The following is a 13,810-nucleotide window of genomic DNA, read 5'->3' on the forward strand; positions in this document are numbered from 1 at the left end:
AAGTCATCATGCCGAAACACATACCGACTCCAATTTATATTCAAGACTGTGGCTTTCATTCTGCTATGGGGCATAACGCAGCGGATATCCATCAGTGCATTACGGGCCAGCGAGCATCGAATATGGTGCCAGATGACCACATTCTGAATACACAAACTTCGACCGTGATTGGTCGAGTTGCTGAAGATTTAGCGAAGCTGCCTAAAGCTTTCGCACGTTATGACACGCGTAACAATCGGCTCACTCTTTCCGCATTGTCGCAAATAGAGCCAAAAGTTAACCAAGCTATAGAACAATATGGTGCAGGCAATATTGCGGTCATTATTGGCACAAGCACATCCGGTATTTCAGATGGTGAAACCGCTTTCGACGCCAAACTAAAACAAGATGCTTTTCCTGACAGCTATCATTACCAACAACAGGAACTTGGCGATACGAGCCAATTCGTGGCCGAGTATTTTGGCATCACAGGTCCATGTTATTCGATTTCTACCGCTTGCTCATCAAGCGGTCGAGTGTTCATTACCGCTAAACACCTACTAATGAGTGGACTGGTTGATGCGGTAATTGTAGGGGGCGTCGACACGGTTTGTCGTCTTACTCTAAACGGGTTCAATGGCCTTGAAGCACTTTCTCAAAACCTTTGTATGCCTTTTAATCAAAATAGAAATGGCATCAACATTGGTGAGTCAGCAGCCTTTATGATTTTGAGCCAAGAACCAGCTCCAATTGCCCTGCTAGGTGCAGGAGACAGTTCAGACGCCCATCATATTTCTGCGCCCCACCCAGAAGGTAAAGGGGCCGAGCAAGCAATGCAAAAAGCACTCGATGACGCTGGGTTAACACCGAATGATATCGGCTACGTAAATGCGCATGGAACTGCAACTCCACTCAACGATAGTATGGAAAGCAAAGCTATTTTCCGCCTATTTGGTAACAGCGTTCCAGTGAGTTCCACCAAACCGCTTACTGGTCATACATTGGGCGCAGCCAGTGCAACAGAAGCGGCAATAGCATGGCATATTTTACAGCACGATTTAGAATTACCCCGACAGAATTGCCAAAACAAAGCTGAAGATATTGAAGTTTCTCTGGTAGAAAACGCGATTAAGCTCGGTGGCAAAGCCATTTTGAGCAACTCTTTCGCGTTTGGCGGTAATAATATTAGTTTAATTTTTGGTTACTCTCATGACTAACTACCCTTGTATTGATCAACTCCTTCCACACGATAAGCCTATGATCTTAATTGATCGTGCGCTTGATATTCAGCAAGATACTATTCACTGCCAAGTAGAGATCAGTGCAAGCAATCCCTTTTTCAACTCGGACTCACAAACCATTCCGGCTTACGTGGGTATCGAATTTATGGCGCAATCTGTCGCGGCTTGGTCTGGTTATCATGCCATGCAGCGAAATGAAGAACCGCCAATTGGTTTCTTGTTAGGAAGCCGCCGTTACGCGTCTGATATAGATATGTTCGCCCAAGGACAATTACTCGATATCTATGCAGAAAAGATGATGGAAGACAATGGCATGGCTGTATTCAAAGCCCATATTGAACTTGAGCAGCAGCAAATCGCCAGTTGCCAACTCAATGTCTACGTTCCATCACCCGAAAAATTACAAGAAATGAAAATCAGGAGTCAACAATGACCCGACAAGTCTTAGTGACAGGTGCAAGCAAAGGCATAGGTAAAGCGATTGCCATTCAGCTAGCCAAAGATGGATTCACAATTGCCGTCCATTACATGGGTGATCAACAAGGTGCTCAAGAAACGTTAGACACCATCGCAGCAAATGGCGGCAACGGTCGTTTGATTCAATTTGATATTAGCAACCGCGAAGAGTGTCGCGAAAAGTTAGAAGCAGACATCGCTGAACATGGCGCATACTACGGTGTGGTCAATAATGCTGGCATCACTTGCGATACGGCTTTCCCAGCCATGACTGAAGAAGAGTGGGATGGTGTCATTCACACTAATTTAGATAGCTTCTACAACGTTCTTCATCCTTGTGTAATGCCAATGGTGCAAAAGCGCAAAGGCGGACGAATCGTTACGCTAGCCTCTGTTTCAGGCCTAATGGGTAACCGCGGACAAACCAACTACAGCGCAGCGAAAGCGGGTGTGATTGGTGCGACGAAATCTCTCGCGCTTGAGTTAGCTAAAAGAAAAATCACCGTTAACTGTGTAGCGCCAGGTTTGATCGACACCGGTATGGTCGATGAGCATGTTAAAGAGCATGCAATGCCACAAATTCCGCTGCGTCGTATGGGTGAACCAGAAGAAGTTGCTGGTCTTGTCAGCTATTTGATGTCTGATATTGCCTCGTATGTCACTCGCCAAGTCATTTCTGTCAATGGAGGCCTAGTATGAGTCGCCGAGTCGTCGTCACAGGTATGTCCGGTGTTACTGCATTTGGTAATGACTGGCAAGCTGTTGAACCCAAATTACGAGCCTGTGAGAACGCAACCCAATACATGCCTTCGTACGAGCAATACGAAGGCTTGAATACCAAACTTGCAGCGCCCGTCGAACACTTTGAGCTTCCAAAACATTATAAGCGCAAGCAAGTCCGTGGTATGGGGCGTGTTTCTAAACTCGCTACCGTTGCGACTGAGAACGCACTGAATCAAGCAGGTTTAATTGGTAACGATGTGCTGACTAACGGTCAAACAGGCATTGCTTACGGTTCATCAACAGGCAGTACCGATGCGATTGGTGCATTTGGCGTGATGCTGAATGACAAAACCACCAAAGCGATTACGGCGACAACCTACGTTCAGATGATGCCGCACACGACGGCTGTCAACGTTGGCTTGTTCTTTGGCCTAAAAGGTCGAGTTATCCCAACCAGCAGCGCATGTACATCTGGCAGCCAAGCGATTGGTTACGCTTATGAAGCGATTAAACATGGCTACCAAACGGTCATGGTTGCAGGCGGTGGTGAAGAACTTTGCCCAACTGAATCAGCCGTTTTCGATACCTTATTTGCCACCAGTTTGAAAAACGAGTCACCAAAGTCGACGCCTCGCCCTTATGACGCAGGTCGTGATGGCTTAGTGATCGGTGAAGGTGCCGGTACTCTTGTACTGGAAGAATACGAACACGCAGTAGCTCGCGGCGCTAAAATCTATGCTGAAATCATTGGCTTTGCGAGCAACTGTGATGCTGCCCACGTCACCCAGCCACAAATGGAAACCATGCAAATCTGTATGGAAATGGCGCTGCAAAACGCAGGGATTGAAGCGGATAAAATCGATTATGTTTCAGCACACGGTACAGCAACTGATCGCGGCGATATCGCAGAAAGTAACGCAACAGCGAATGCCTTAGGTAAAGTGCCAATCAGTTCACTAAAGAGCTATTTTGGTCATACTTTAGGCGCTTGTGGCGCAATAGAAGCGTGGTTGAGCTTGGAAATGATGCACACCGGATGGTTTAGCCCAACATTAAACCTTGAAAGTCTAGATGAACAATGCGGCAACTTAGACTACATTACTGGTAGTGGACGAGAGTTAGAAGTGGAGTACCTGATGAGCAATAATTTTGCCTTTGGTGGTATCAATACTTCTATTATCTTCAAGAAGTTGTAGTTTTCGTAGACACTACGGAAACCACGGCCAGCCTTGATTAAAGGCAGTAAGGAGCACTGACATACGATTGTAACTTAAATGGCAAATAATGCTTTACACGGCTAAGGTCTCGGCGTAATATAACCACGCTCTGTTATTCAGGGTTATTAGTGAAACGTTAAGTAAAAGTAAATCCTCAGAATTGATACGATTCCGTTGTTATGTTCAGATTTTCCCTTAGCTTCAAGTTACATTTAATAGTTCAAGTTTTCAGTGCAATATCAAATAGTTAATTAAATTTATACAAGGGACACATTATGTCTAACAAAACTAACGGCATCGTAAAATGGTTTAACGAAGAGAAAGGCTTCGGCTTCATCACTCAAGAGAACGGCGGCGCTGACGTATTCGTTCACTTCCGTGCAATCGCTACAGATGGTTTCAAAACTCTATCTGAAGGCCAAAAAGTTTCTTTCGAAGTTGAGCAAGGCCAAAAAGGCCCACAAGCTGCTAACGTAGTAGTGCTTTAATTTCCTATTAAGGGCAAGCTGAAAAGCTTGCCCTTAATTTTTTCTGCTTCACTCAAAACACTTCCCCCTACAGCTACAACTCTCTTACTCTTACGCACTTTTTAATCCACTCTGCTATAAACTCGTTACCTGTTCGCTCGCGCCCTATTTTTTGCACGCATACCTAGTTTGCACACACATAAAAAAACACCAACGCGCGCATGACAACATTGGTGCTTATTATTCTTAAGTTTTCGAGCTTAATTGATTACCACATCAGATCATCTGGTACGACGAAATCTGCATACGGATCGTCTTCTGCTGGCACATCTTCCGCTGGCGCTTGCTGTTCAATAACCGTATTTTCATCACGCAATGCAATCTTGTTCGCTACACTGCTTGGAATCACAACGTAGGTCTCTTCATAACGCGCAATCGCCACAATACCTTTAATCAACTGCTCACGGATTAACGGCTCAACGTAAAGAGATTTAACCAATGTGCCGTCAGTAAAGTTGTATTTAATATCGCCATCTTTCTGATCAAGCTTGTTCATCTCAATCAACTGTTTAATCTGCGCTTGAATCTCTTTCGTTAGGCGTTGCTCTTTCTGCTCAGAGCTCAACGCTTTGTCACGCTTTTGTTGTAGGCGTTTATTCTCTTCCACGGCAGCTTTCACTTCACGTGCTTGAACACGCGATTTCTTCGAGCCTTTCTTTGCTTTCTTAAGTTTCTTTTCGTTTACTAAGCCTGCTTTTAGCATTTGCTCTTGAAGTGTTAGTTTTGCCATGGTCTATCCAAATGATTCAATTTAGCGTCATTTTAACGGTTCACGGAAAGCAAATAAAGCCAGTGATAAACAATAATCTGAGCATTAAAAAACTGGCTATTAAACCTAAAATGAATATGAAGAATTGCTTATCTTTTCGACAAATTTAATTTGTTAGACTCTGATGGCTTTTTGTCCGTTAATGCGCTCCACACGGCAGCATCATGAGCCTTATATTCACGCCGTGTCAGGTATGATTTCAGGTCCTTCTGATTCATGTTTTACTCTCTCTGTCTTTGTGAGATTAGATGTGGAAAACATTTCCAAACTCGATCGTGTTCGCGCCGATTACAACGTTCATTACTGGAGCCAAGGCTTCTACGGTATCGACAACCAAGGTGAAGTTTATGTTTCACCTCGCAGTGACCAAGCGCATCAGGTCCCACTTAGTAACATTGTTTCTCAACTCGAACAGAAGCAGCTAAACCTGCCGGTATTAGTTCGATTCCCACAAATTTTGCACCAACGCGTGCACGGTATTTGCCAAGCCTTTAACCAGGCAATTGAAGAATACCAATACAAGAATAACTATTTGTTGGTTTACCCGATTAAAGTAAACCAGCAAAAAGAAGTGGTTGATGAGATTTTGGAAAGCCAAGCGCAGCTAGAAACTAAGCAGCTTGGCCTTGAAGCAGGCAGTAAACCTGAACTACTTGCAGTTCTAGCTCTGGCACAAAAAGCGAGCTCAGTAATTGTTTGTAATGGCTACAAAGACCGTGAATACATTCGCCTAGCGCTAATTGGTGAAAAGCTAGGCCACAAAGTATTCATCGTACTAGAGAAGCTGTCAGAGCTTGATTTAGTGCTAAAAGAAGCAAAAAGCTTAGGCGTAAAACCTCGTTTAGGTCTACGTATTCGTCTGGCTTCTCAAGGCGCAGGCAAATGGCAATCAAGCGGCGGCGAGAAATCTAAGTTTGGTTTGGCGGCTTCTCAAGTCTTGACGGTGATTGAACGCCTTAAGAAAGAAGACCAACTCGATGCGATGCAACTGGTTCACTTCCACCTTGGCTCACAAATGGCCAACATTCGCGACATTCGCAACGGTGTGAACGAATCTGCGCGCTTCTACTGCGAATTGCGCGCAATGGGTGCAGACATCCAGTTCTTTGATATTGGCGGTGGCTTAGCGGTCGATTACGACGGTACTCGTAGCCAATCTTCCAACTCAATGAACTATGGCTTGATTGAGTATGCTCGCAACATTGTCAGCACTGTGGGTGACGTGTGTCAGCAATATGGTCAGCCAGAGCCTGTGATTATTTCAGAGTCTGGTCGTTCATTAACGGCGCACCACGCTGTGTTAATCACAAACGTAATCGGCACAGAGGCGTACCATCCAGAAGCGGTAAGTGCACCAAGTGTGGAAGACCCAACGCTACTGCAAAACATGTGGCGCAACTGGGAGAACCTGCAAGATGGAAGTGACGCTCGTGCATTGATTGAAATTTACAATGACACGCAAAGTGACTTGTCTGAGGTTCACTCACAATTCGCGATGGGTCTACTGAACTTGCATCAACGCGCTTGGGCTGAGCAGCTTTCGCTAAGAATTTACTTCGAGCTAAGCCGCCAAATGAGCACTAAAAACCGCTTCCACCGCCCTATTTTGGACGAGTTGAACGAGCGATTAGCCGATAAGTTCTTCGTCAACTTCTCGCTATTCCAGTCACTGCCAGATGCATGGGGTATTGATCAGGTGTTCCCTGTTCTACCACTTTCTGGACTAGAAAACGTGGAAGATCGCCGCGCAGTTATGCTCGACATCACCTGCGACTCAGATGGTGCAATTGAGCAATACGTTGAAGGGCAAGGCATTGAGACTACACTGCCAGTTCCTGCATGGACAACAGACAAGCCGTACCTAATGGGCTTTTTCCTAGTGGGCGCGTACCAAGAGATCCTTGGTGACATGCATAACCTATTTGGTGATACACATAGTGCTGTTGTTACCGTCGACGAAAACGGCGAAGCCATCATTGAGCGTATTGATGAAGGTGACAGCGTTGAAGATATGATGCGCTACGTACACATTGACGTTGATAAGATTCGTCACAATTACCGTGAACTTGTTGCAGAGCGCGTTGAAGCTAGCGAGCAACAAACGGTACTACAAGAATTAGAAGGTGGCCTAACGGGTTACACCTATTTAGAGGATTTCTAAATGAATGATTTGTTCACAAAAACTGATTATTCACTGTATTCAAACTCGATGAGTTTCATGCGTAGACCTTATCTACGCAACCCGGTCTCATCAGATGCAGATTTGGTTGTGTTAGGTGTGCCACTTGATATGGCAACATCAGGTCGCCCTGGTGCTCGTATGGGCCCAGACGCGATTCGCCGCGCATCAGTGAACTTGGCATGGGAAGGCAATAAATTCCCATGGAACTTTAACGTTTTTGACCGTGCTAAGGTGATTGATGCAGGTGACTTGGTCTTTGACTGTGGTGATGCAGAAGATTTCACATACCGCTTAGAAGCTGCTACAAGCGAGATTCTAAAGAGTGGTAAAACTATGCTGGCATTAGGTGGTGATCACTTCATCACCCTGCCAATTCTGCGCGCGTATGCGAAGCATCACGGTGAAATGGCATTGATTCACTTCGATGCGCACACCGATACTTACGCAAACGGAAGCAGCTACGACCATGGCACCATGTTCTACCATGCGCCAAATGAAGGCCTGATCTCGCCTAAACACTCGGTACAAATTGGTATTCGTACTGAGTATGATCAGCAAGATCACGGCTTCAACGTAATTAACGCGATGGAAGCGAACGACTTAAGCGCCGAAGACATCGTCGCACGCGTTCGTGACATTATCGGCAACAAACCAGTTTACGTGACGTTTGACATTGACTGTTTGGATCCAGCGTTTGCACCGGGCACAGGTACGCCTGTATGTGGTGGCCTTAACTCCGATAAGGTGTTGAAGATTCTACGTGGCTTGGCGGGCGTAAACATTGTTGGTATGGATGTGGTTGAAGTATCTCCACCTTATGACCACAGTGATTTAACTGCTCTAGCAGGCGCAACTGTCGCTCTTGAGCTGATGTACGCTTGGGCATTCAATCGCGAGAGCGAATGACGTAATAACTGTCTAAACACGGCTAAATAGAATAAGGGTCAGCGTATTCCCATACGCTGACCCTTTTTATTGTCCTAAGATTAACGCTGATTCACTCTAAGTCCAGAAAGTCATCGCAATAAGAGTAAGAGCACCAATACAAGCGATATTAAGTAAAATACCAACCTTCATCATCTCGCTTTGCTTCACATGGCCTGAGCCAAACACAATAGCATTCGGTGGCGTAGCTACAGGCAGCATAAATGCACAAGAAGCCGCAACAGCGATCAATACGGACAGAATCACTGGAGACATACCAAACGCTTCTGCCACACTCGCAAAAATAGGAATCAATAGAGCCGCACTCGCCGTATTACTAGCAAACTCAGTCAGGAAAACCACAAACACAGCAATCACAGCGATAATGAAGAAAATTCCTAGATGAGCAATCATCTCGCTCAAGCCGTTCGCTAAGAAGACACTGGTTCCTGTTGCTTTAAGAACATTACTCAAACAGATACCGCCACCAAAGAGCAGCAAAACGCCCCAGTCCGCCGTCTTCTCAATATCTTTCCAATGCACAACGCGCGCAAAGTTCACCGCGACAATCGCACCCAGCGCCACAACAGTATCAAACTTAGCGTATCCGCCAATCATTGCGTTGATAGGCTTACTGAAGATCCACAAGCAAACTGTCGCAGCAAAAATAGCCAATGTCACAACTTTGCCCTTGTCCCAGTTCACTGCGTCATGGTTTAACTCAAACTGACCATCTAGCTTTGGCTTCAATACAGCATAAAGAACCGCTATCGCAACAGGCAGTAAAATCAGGGTTGTCGGTACACCAAAGCTCATCCATTCAGTAAATGTCAGCCCTACTTCTGCCGCTGCTATCGCATTCGGTGGGCTACCAACAATTGTCGCGATACCACCAATACTTGCACTGTAGGCAATACCAAGAAGAACGAAAACATAGGTCTTGTGACCACTTTCTGAATTTACTTTACTTAAAACACCCAGAACGAGAGGCAACATCATTGCCGTGGTCGCAGTATTACTGATCCACATTGACAATGCAGCAGTCACGCCGAACAGCATAAAAACTGCGACGCTCATTTTACCCTTGGCTAAGATCAGCACCTTGTCGGCAATTACTTTATCTAACCCTTGACGGTGCATGGCTGCGGCTAATGCAAAGCCACCGAGGAAAAGAAAGATGATTGAGTTAGCAAAGTTATTCAATGCGGTTTGAGTATCAAACACACCAAACAATACCGCCATTATTGGCACTAAAATGGCGGTAACTGTCACGTGAAGTGCCTCTGTCAGCCATAAAATCGCGACGAACAACAGCATACAGATCCCCAATACGACTTGAGGATCAAAAGGAAGAGTAAAGTACAAAACCGCAAACAGAGCGATATCAGCAAGGATAATCATACTGTTGCGGTTGAAGAACCATTCTCGAGTATTGTTGGGCAAAGGGACACTATCATTTCTATTCATTATTATATTTCCTTATGAGGGCCTTGTGGCATAGCAAATGATCCCACACAAGCTCACTAGGAAATATTTTTCATTGCGAATTTGTTAACCACATCAACATCATGGTTATAATTGTTAACCACATGAATAAATTAAATAAGTTCCCATACAGCTTTTAACTAGTTACCACTCAACTCATCGAAACTTTGCATAACCTCTTTACACTTCATAACGCGGCCATGCCCTTGACCCTGAGTCGCCACCAATGAAACATTACTCATCTCATCCGCTGCTCGTTGTGATACCGAGAACTTAGTGAATTTATCCCCCTCATCATGGACAATAATAGTCGCTGCAGTGCGAAGTTTAAGTTTATTGTATGGATCAACCGATTGAATTGGATAACGATATTGCTCTTCAATCTCAGATACCACAGCATTAAATAGACGCATCGAGTACCCAGAACGCGCCACACTACCAAATAAGTTTTCTAAATAATCCAGTACCGGTGCAATCAATAAGAAAGGTTTATCAGCCAACTTTTGGTGATGACACTCTATTGAGGACGCAGTACCCATGCTATGGCCAACAAGCCCAGCAACCTCGTCCACACTATCTAAAATAGCTTCAAGCCCATGTACAAATGCCGGGATATGACCGTACATACCCTCACTCTGACCATGTGCTGGATGATCATAAGCCAAAGCAGTGAAACCGCGGCTTGCAATATGCTCCATCAGCGGGAAAAACTGACTCGCACTACCAGACCAACCATGAGTTAAGATCCAAACAGGTCCACTCCCCAACTGGTAAGTCTGCAATGTCCCCTCTTTAGAGACCACCTCCCCTCGAACCAAGCCCTCTGGCTCTGTATTTTTAGGTTTCGTCCTTACCGGAGTCAGCAGTAACTTACGAGCTGTTTTCTCTGCGTGCTTCGGTGCCACCGTATGATGAAGACGTGTCGTGATGTTTACTAAACTCTTCTTCACACTGAATTTATTGGAAGTATTAAAGTAGATCTTCTCACTCATGGTCTTTGTCCTTTTCGTTCACTATCGACACCCACCAAAAGCGAACGACCGTGCTATTTTAATTTAAATAATAAGCCAAGTGAGACACTCAGCTTATATCGATTCTATTTCCAGCTAGCTATCAGGCGCTTCACACCTTGCCAAAAATGCTGGTAGCTCGCCTCTTCCCCGTGTAGGGAGTAGAACAGGTGAGCACTTAAATACAGGCCATACAGCTCAAATGTTGCCTGTTTAGGGTCGAGGTCTTGGCGAAATTCACCGTTCTCTACCCCTTTCGCAATTTGAATACGTAAATACTCAATCCAAGTTGCGATGGTTTTTTTCAGTACTTGTTGAGTCGGTGGAGCATCGGACCCTGTTTCTTTCCAAGCATCGAGAAACATACAACTGCCCTGAAACGAATGATTCCAACCTAACCAATTATCCAGTAGCGTGGTTAGCTTTTGTTCAATGGATAGTGATGTTTGTTCACGCGCAGGTGCTATAACCCGTTGAGTAAAGATAAGATTGGCATACTCCAACACCGAGGTTTGCAAATTGTCCTTGGAGTTAAAGTGAGCAAATAGTCCGCTCTTTGACATACCGCACTGCTTAGCTAATTCCCCAATGGTTAAGCTTTCTAAACCATTCTCACTGGCAAGCTTAAACGCATTACTTAGAATATTATCCCGGGTAATTTTGCCTTTACTCATACAACACTCTCTAAAGTACTTAAAACTATTTTTAGCACACTCGTTCTTTTTTGCAAATTTTTATCTCGAAGAACGATAACAGCTTTGGGTAGTTTTACCTTATGTCCCTCTGTGAGATGAGAAGAAAGCGATAAGTCAATTGCCCAAACAAATACAAGCAAAGCTATTGATAAGAAAATAAAATACTTGATAAACAGGAAAGAGAGATATCTCTCTCAGTCTCGGTATACGGTGCTCATATCACGAGCAAAACATGCATCAAAATCATTTTTTGATGAATAGATAACTGCTAGTGTCGCCGTTTATTTTCCTTTTTAATACACGTTATGAGTCACAAAAAAATTTCCAGTATTGAGCTAGGTCGTGTTGTGGCGATCCTTGCGATTGTTGCCATGCATTGCCAGATGTTTCTTTCTTACTGGCAGTATGAAGGTACGCCTTGGTTTGGTTACGTTTTTAACCAAACTACACGGTTCGCAGTGCCTCTGTTTTTCCTCATCTCCGGTTATTTAATACAACCCAAATTAATCGTAGACCCCATCTCAACTTTGAAACAGTATCTTTCGCCGCTAATTCGTATTTTTGTTGTATGGAGCATTATTTGCCTGTTGATGCCTTTCAATTTGCAAACGGTTATAGAACAAGGATATTTAACAGAACGACAAGGTTACTGGGATTTTCTCGCTCAAACACCACTCAACACGATATTGGAAGGCGGCTTAGTTCATTTATGGTTTATTCCCGCATTAATGTCGGCTGCAATCATTGCTGCGATACTCGCTAAACTTAACAAGCTAAGCCTATTTGTGCCGATCGGATTTATTCTGTATGGCTATGGCGTATTGGCAGGCAGTTATGAAGTGTTAACAGGGATCGGATCACCCTTTTTCACCCGCAACGGACCTTTCTTCAGTACACTATTATTTGCTATAGGTTTTGCTATTCGAGAAAGAAATATTCAAACCACAAGTAAGCAAGCCCTAACCATTGCGGCGATAGGAATGGCAATGCACTTTAGTGAAGCCTACATGCTTTCCAATTTTGAACAGCCATTTAATGGTAATGACTTCTTGCTTGGTACTTGCTTGTGGGGAAGTGGCTTGTTTCTATGGTTGCTAACAAAGCCAGAGCTTGGAGAAGGGTTACGGCTCACTTCACTTTCAAAATATGTGTTACCAATCTACGTTGCGCACTTGCCTATTATCATTCTCATGATGAACTTCGTGCGCTTTAATGAATTAACCGATTTAACCAAAGACGCAGTGGTACTCTCCGGGACACTCATCATCACGTTACTACTGGTGTTAGGGTTGTCTAAAACGCCGCTTTATCGCTGGTTATTCAGGTAGAAAAAAAGCGATGGTCAAGCCATCGCTTTTTTAATGACACTCGACAACTACCAAAGCCTTTCAAATGGGAGATAAAACAAATTCAGAGCGATGAGCGTGACGATAACCACAAACGTCAGCTTCATTCCGGTAATTCGACCTTTGAGCTTATCGGCCAAAATACTTCTCGCATGAAGTACCCGCCCAACAACGAACGCTATCCCACAAAGGTGTATCAACCACAAACCCGCCCCATTGTATTCAAGTAAAGCCATTAAGATGAGAGTAATGGGAACGTAATCAACCGCATTGCTATGCGCACTTCTTGCCATTTGTAATGCGTCTACTCCACCATCAGCGTATTTGACTTGGGCTTTGCGTCGCTGCTTAATGACTTCAACAGACAACCAAATCATTATCCCTGCTAAAATCGCTGCATAAAGCGCTGTGACCATCAAACTACTCCTTGTTCGCTGTTATTGAATGTTCAATTAAACATAAAAAAGCCCCGCTGAACAGCGAGGCAATAAAAATACAGGATGTGCCATTAGCAACAATTCGTGCTGCAACCAGACGACGTTTTACAGTCTTCTCCTTTTCCTAGAAAGGTCTTATCAGATAGATAAAAGTCTGAGAATGCTTGTTCAAAATCCCCTGATACAGTCTTCGCCACCAATCCCGAATCCATCAAATGTGTCTGCCACATTTGAACTTTTGGAAAACCTTTAAGCATATCGAAACAGATACGCGATTTAATAATACTTGCACGGTGCAGGAGAGGTAGCCAAGCAATATCGACGTTACTCAATTGCTCGCCTTTAAATAAAGGGCCCACCAGCTTACGCTCCACTTTGTCGAACGCTTTCGCTAGCTTCTCCACTCTCTCTTCTAGGGTATCCTGAGTGCTGCTGCTCATCGCGCCACATTGAGGCAAGTAATGCTTTGATCCTAAGTAACTCCATGCTCTATCTAAAGCGCGTTGCTCATTGCTAATACCTTGCTCAAGCGGACCAAACTCATCTTCGATGTACTCAACAATCGCATCAGACTCAAACAATGCCGTTCCACTCTCAGTAATCAGCAATGGCACTTGTCCGTTAGGTGAAACTTCTAAGAACCACTGAGGCTTGTTACTCAAACTGATGTATTCAATCTCATACGGGATCTTGTTTGCTTCTAGAGCAGCGGTGACGCGTTGAACGAATGGGCAAATTTTAAAACTAACAATCTTGATCATTTTCGACTCTTCTCATTTAGGAGGATGCCTTTTTGCATCGCTTACACCCTTAAGACGA

General features: G+C 44.4%; 14 protein-coding genes. 8 read left to right on the plus strand and 6 right to left on the minus strand.

What is annotated here, in order from left to right; translation table 11 throughout:
• Positions 1–8: 8 nt before the first annotated feature.
• From GVO60_RS02295 to cspE, 5 genes are all read left to right on the plus strand, one after another.
• Complete coding sequence (locus GVO60_RS02295; protein WP_159650980.1) at positions 9–1,196, plus strand: beta-ketoacyl-[acyl-carrier-protein] synthase family protein; 1,188 nt, start codon at positions 9–11, stop codon at positions 1,194–1,196.
• Positions 1,189–1,653 (plus strand): hotdog family protein, encoded by a 465-nt coding sequence (locus tag GVO60_RS02300; protein WP_159650981.1) that lies wholly within the window; start codon positions 1,189–1,191, stop codon positions 1,651–1,653. The genes GVO60_RS02295 and GVO60_RS02300 overlap by 8 nt, the downstream gene beginning before the upstream one ends.
• Complete coding sequence (locus tag GVO60_RS02305) at positions 1,650–2,375, plus strand: 3-ketoacyl-ACP reductase FabG2 (protein WP_159650982.1); 726 nt, start codon at positions 1,650–1,652, stop codon at positions 2,373–2,375. Before GVO60_RS02300 ends, GVO60_RS02305 begins: the two co-directional genes overlap by 4 nt.
• Entirely contained in the window at positions 2,372–3,595 is a 1,224-nt protein-coding gene (locus tag GVO60_RS02310; RefSeq protein WP_159650983.1) for a beta-ketoacyl-ACP synthase, read from the plus strand. The genes GVO60_RS02305 and GVO60_RS02310 overlap by 4 nt, the downstream gene beginning before the upstream one ends.
• 296 nt (positions 3,596–3,891) lie before the next feature.
• The gene (gene cspE, locus GVO60_RS02315; RefSeq protein WP_159650984.1) at positions 3,892–4,104 is read left to right on the plus strand and encodes a transcription antiterminator/RNA stability regulator CspE; all 213 of its coding nucleotides are present in this window, start codon (positions 3,892–3,894) and stop codon (positions 4,102–4,104) included.
• Positions 4,105–4,351: 247 nt separating this feature from the next.
• On the opposite strand, the gene GVO60_RS02320 is transcribed toward cspE, so the two are convergent.
• Positions 4,352–4,873: a DUF2058 domain-containing protein gene (locus tag GVO60_RS02320; protein WP_159650985.1), complete on the minus strand. Its 522-nt coding sequence runs from the start codon at positions 4,871–4,873 to the stop codon at positions 4,352–4,354.
• 289 nt (positions 4,874–5,162) lie between these two features.
• Between GVO60_RS02320 and speA the strand changes: the two genes are divergently transcribed.
• Together speA and speB are read left to right on the plus strand one after the other, a co-directional pair.
• Complete coding sequence (gene speA, locus GVO60_RS02325; RefSeq protein ID WP_162596526.1) at positions 5,163–7,073, plus strand: arginine decarboxylase; 1,911 nt, start codon at positions 5,163–5,165, stop codon at positions 7,071–7,073.
• On the plus strand, positions 7,074–8,000 hold the full coding sequence (gene speB / locus GVO60_RS02330; RefSeq protein ID WP_159650986.1) for an agmatinase: 927 nt from the start codon (positions 7,074–7,076) through the stop codon (positions 7,998–8,000).
• Between the two features lie 96 nt (positions 8,001–8,096).
• Here the strand turns inward: speB and GVO60_RS02335 are convergent, their stop codons facing one another.
• The 3 genes from GVO60_RS02335 to GVO60_RS02345 form a co-directional block, all read right to left on the minus strand.
• Positions 8,097–9,485, minus strand: coding sequence for an SLC13 family permease (locus tag GVO60_RS02335; protein WP_159650987.1), 1,389 nt, complete (start codon positions 9,483–9,485; stop codon positions 8,097–8,099).
• A 158-nt stretch (positions 9,486–9,643) separates the two neighbouring features.
• Entirely contained in the window at positions 9,644–10,495 is an 852-nt protein-coding gene (locus tag GVO60_RS02340; protein ID WP_159650988.1) for an alpha/beta hydrolase, read from the minus strand.
• Positions 10,496–10,599: 104 nt separating this feature from the next.
• A complete protein-coding gene (locus GVO60_RS02345; protein WP_159650989.1) occupies positions 10,600–11,187 on the minus strand; it encodes a TetR/AcrR family transcriptional regulator in 588 nt (195 codons plus the stop codon).
• A 326-nt stretch (positions 11,188–11,513) separates the two neighbouring features.
• Between GVO60_RS02345 and GVO60_RS02350 the strand changes: the two genes are divergently transcribed.
• Positions 11,514–12,536: an acyltransferase gene (locus tag GVO60_RS02350; RefSeq protein ID WP_159650990.1), complete on the plus strand. Its 1,023-nt coding sequence runs from the start codon at positions 11,514–11,516 to the stop codon at positions 12,534–12,536.
• 47 nt (positions 12,537–12,583) lie between these two features.
• On the opposite strand, the gene GVO60_RS02355 is transcribed toward GVO60_RS02350, so the two are convergent.
• Together GVO60_RS02355 and GVO60_RS02360 are read right to left on the minus strand one after the other, a co-directional pair.
• Entirely contained in the window at positions 12,584–12,970 is a 387-nt protein-coding gene (locus GVO60_RS02355; RefSeq protein WP_159650991.1) for an MAPEG family protein, read from the minus strand.
• 92 nt (positions 12,971–13,062) lie between these two features.
• Positions 13,063–13,752: a glutathione S-transferase family protein gene (locus GVO60_RS02360; RefSeq protein WP_159650992.1), complete on the minus strand. Its 690-nt coding sequence runs from the start codon at positions 13,750–13,752 to the stop codon at positions 13,063–13,065.
• Positions 13,753–13,810 lie beyond the last annotated feature (58 nt).

The organism is Vibrio atypicus (assembly GCF_009811315.1).
In the GTDB taxonomy this organism is placed as follows: domain Bacteria; phylum Pseudomonadota; class Gammaproteobacteria; order Enterobacterales; family Vibrionaceae; genus Vibrio; species Vibrio atypicus.

Bases quoted from the DNA above. Each gene is read 5' to 3' on its own strand.
- GVO60_RS02320 (WP_159650985.1), bottom strand. From the start codon at position 4,873: ATGGCAAAACTAACACTTCAAGAGCAAATGCTAAAAGCAGGCTTAGTA.
- GVO60_RS02310 (WP_159650983.1), top strand. From the start codon at position 2,372: ATGAGTCGCCGAGTCGTCGTCACAGGTATGTCCGGTGTTACTGCATTT.
- GVO60_RS02295 (WP_159650980.1), top strand. From the start codon at position 9: ATGCCGAAACACATACCGACTCCAATTTATATTCAAGACTGTGGCTTT.
- GVO60_RS02335 (WP_159650987.1), bottom strand. From the start codon at position 9,485: ATGAATAGAAATGATAGTGTCCCTTTGCCCAACAATACTCGAGAATGG.
- speB (WP_159650986.1), top strand. From the start codon at position 7,074: ATGAATGATTTGTTCACAAAAACTGATTATTCACTGTATTCAAACTCG.
- GVO60_RS02340 (WP_159650988.1), bottom strand. From the start codon at position 10,495: ATGAGTGAGAAGATCTACTTTAATACTTCCAATAAATTCAGTGTGAAG.
- cspE (WP_159650984.1), top strand. From the start codon at position 3,892: ATGTCTAACAAAACTAACGGCATCGTAAAATGGTTTAACGAAGAGAAA.
- GVO60_RS02305 (WP_159650982.1), top strand. From the start codon at position 1,650: ATGACCCGACAAGTCTTAGTGACAGGTGCAAGCAAAGGCATAGGTAAA.
- GVO60_RS02350 (WP_159650990.1), top strand. From the start codon at position 11,514: ATGAGTCACAAAAAAATTTCCAGTATTGAGCTAGGTCGTGTTGTGGCG.
- GVO60_RS02300 (WP_159650981.1), top strand. From the start codon at position 1,189: ATGACTAACTACCCTTGTATTGATCAACTCCTTCCACACGATAAGCCT.
- GVO60_RS02345 (WP_159650989.1), bottom strand. From the start codon at position 11,187: ATGAGTAAAGGCAAAATTACCCGGGATAATATTCTAAGTAATGCGTTT.
- GVO60_RS02355 (WP_159650991.1), bottom strand. From the start codon at position 12,970: ATGGTCACAGCGCTTTATGCAGCGATTTTAGCAGGGATAATGATTTGG.
- GVO60_RS02360 (WP_159650992.1), bottom strand. From the start codon at position 13,752: ATGATCAAGATTGTTAGTTTTAAAATTTGCCCATTCGTTCAACGCGTC.